This window comes from Neobacillus drentensis (assembly GCF_036966985.1).
GTDB classification, from domain to species: Bacteria; Bacillota; Bacilli; order Bacillales; family Cytobacillaceae; genus Neobacillus; species Neobacillus drentensis_E.
Window position 1 is genome coordinate 1 of sequence record NZ_JBALSN010000312.1, and the last position, 2,684, is coordinate 2,684.

Here is a 2,684-nt window from a genome sequence, read left to right on the forward strand (position 1 = left end):
TTCCAGCATAGCCCCAGTCACAAAGCTAAAAGAAGCCGTCGAAGACCAAGGGTATGATGTAGAATAGATACAAACGGCACTTACTATTTGGTAGGTGTCGTTTTTTGTGAACAGCGATTTCCTGTGAATATTATTAATTTCATTAACTTTTCTTTGTTAATTTTAAGTAAAAGATGTTATTCTAATCACTAAGAGTTAATTTTTATGGTGAATGAAAGTGGTGAAGGCTTTGGAAGATGAGAAAATTGGACAAGAAAAAGTGAAAGAGACCAATATTGAACAAGATCAGGCAATCGAAAACAAAACTGGATACATACGATTAAAGAGATTTCATTTTATCATGCTGTTGTTTATGGTGGTGTTTCTTTCCGCGGGGATTACAACATTTGCACTTGCATTCGGGGATGAAAAGGTAGTCACTGTAGGAACGGAACGACCAGAATTTACTAAACTTTATGAAGCATTTGATACATTGAAGAGTGGCTATTACAAAGATATTGATCAAAAAAAGGTCATTAATGGGGCAATAAACGGAATGGTGGAGTCACTGGATGACCCCTATTCAGATTATATGAGCAATGAAGAAGCCGAAAGCTTTCATGGAAGTATTTCTTCTTCGTTTGAAGGAATAGGTGCCGAAATCCAGGAAAAGGACGGACATATTGTTATTGTCTCTCCAATCAAAGGCTCTCCTGCTGAAAAAGCTGGCTTAAAACCTAATGATATGATTATGTCCGTGAATGGAAAAAGCCTCCAAGGCATGAATTCAACTCAAGCAGTAACCCTTATTCGTGGCAAAAAGGGTACGAAGGTAGAGTTGTCCATCCAACGACCTGGAACAGATGCACCAATGACAGTCCCAATTATTAGAGATGAGATTCCGATTGAAACGGTTTATGGTGAAATGGTTGGTGATGGAATTGCAAAGGTTCAAATTACCAGTTTTTCTAGCAATACGGCAAAGGAACTTGTAGAAAAACTCAATGAATTAAATGGTAAAGGAATGAAGGGTCTCGTATTAGACTTACGTCAAAATCCAGGAGGTCTATTAGACCAGGCCATCTCGATTTCGAGCATGTTTGTTCCTAAAGGAAAACTTATTTTAAAAGTAGAAGATCGTAATGGAAAGATTAAAGAGTATCCTTCGCAAAATGAAGGAAATCCAAATCTTCCTTTAGTTGTCTTAATTGATAAAGGCAGTGCCAGTGCATCAGAAATCCTTGCAGGGGCTGTGAAGGAATCAGCAGGTGTAAAACTAGTTGGAGAAAAGTCTTTTGGGAAAGGGACTGTGCAAACGGCTTCTGACTTTAAGGACGGTTCAAATCTTAAATTTACGACCGCAAAATGGTTAACACCAAACGGAAATTGGATCCATAAAAAGGGGATTAATCCAGATGTGGCAGTTGCCTTGCCTGATTATGCAACCTTAACTATCATTAATCCGGATAAAGAACTAAAACAATCTAGTTCGGGAACAGAAGTACAAACTGCACAGAAAATGTTAAAAGCAGTTGGATATAACCCAGGCCGGACAGACGGATTTTTTGATAAAAAGACAAAAGCTGCCGTCACAGCTTTCCAAAAAGCTAATAAGCTGCCAGCTAATGGAATTCTAAAAGGTGATTCTACCTTGAAATTAATGGACTTATTAAGAGACAAAATTAAAAACAATGATACACAAATGCAAGAGGCGATCAAAGTATTAAAGGGAAAGATGAAATAAACGATAGAGGCCCACTTCCTAAGAAGTTGGGTCCATTTTTTAGATTGCCACCTATGAACAATGGAAAGGGATACGACAATGAAAAAAGCTGAGGTTTATATTTTATCCGGTTTTTTAGGGAGCGGGAAAACCAGCCTTCTCAAACAACTATTAGAGGATGAACATCGAACAGGAAGAAAAACAGCAGTCATGATGAATGAATTAGGTAAGGTCTCCATTGATTCTGATATAGTTGACGAGGAAGATGTTACTTTAAAAGAACTGTTGGGCGGTTGTATTTGCTGTTCCATTCAGGATAAGCTTGAAGCACAAATGCAAGCTTTATTGGTTGAGGAAGAACCAGAAGTGATCTATATCGAGACTACCGGAGCAGCACACCCTGTGGAGGTGTTAGATGCGATACTTTCTCCCTTATTTGCAGATAAATTAATCATTAAGGGGATTATCACCACCGTTGATGGCACAAGGTGGTTAGTTCGAAAATCATTAAGTCCACAACTTCAGCAATTGATACTAGAGCAAGTGAGACATGCGGACTATATTCTTGTTAACAAGTTGAATGAATTAACAGAGAGTGAGCAAGCGAAGATCACTTTTGAAATTCAGTCGATAAATCACAATGCAAGATGCCTTTTGACTAATTTTTCACAGGTTTCTATTGACCAGTTGCGAAAGCTTTCTGTTTCAGTTGAAAAGGTTGCCCAGCCAACCCATCTTAATTTAACGACATTTGTTTACCAATTTGAATCGTCGATCAGCCAAACTGAATTTGAGGATTTTTTGAAAAAGCTGCCTGATACGATTTACCGTATTAAAGGCTATGTTAAGTTTGATTTTTCGAAGCTCCCTTTTTTATTTCAATTTTCTTATGGCATGCCGTTATATATGAAAGAGGATATGAATATGCCATTAAACCTTGTCTTTATCGGTGAGAATATGGATTGGAACGGAATTAAAATGC

At 37.8% G+C, this 2,684-nt stretch carries 2 protein-coding genes; both read left to right on the forward strand.

Going from position 1 to position 2,684, the window contains the following annotated elements; genetic code table 11:
* Nucleotides 1-211 precede the first annotated feature (211 nt).
* Nucleotides 212-1,723 carry a S41 family peptidase gene (locus V7659_RS19915; protein ID WP_335541661.1) on the forward strand — a complete coding sequence of 504 codons (1,512 nt, stop codon included), beginning with the start codon at nt 212-214 and terminating at the stop codon, nt 1,721-1,723.
* Nucleotides 1,724-1,801: 78 nt separating this feature from the next.
* Nucleotides 1,802-2,684 (forward strand): CobW family GTP-binding protein (locus tag V7659_RS19920; protein WP_335541662.1); only part of this gene is annotated, 883 nt, incomplete at its 3' end.

Bases quoted from the DNA above. Each gene is read 5' to 3' on its own strand.
- V7659_RS19915 (WP_335541661.1), top strand. From the start codon at position 212: ATGAAAGTGGTGAAGGCTTTGGAAGATGAGAAAATTGGACAAGAAAAA.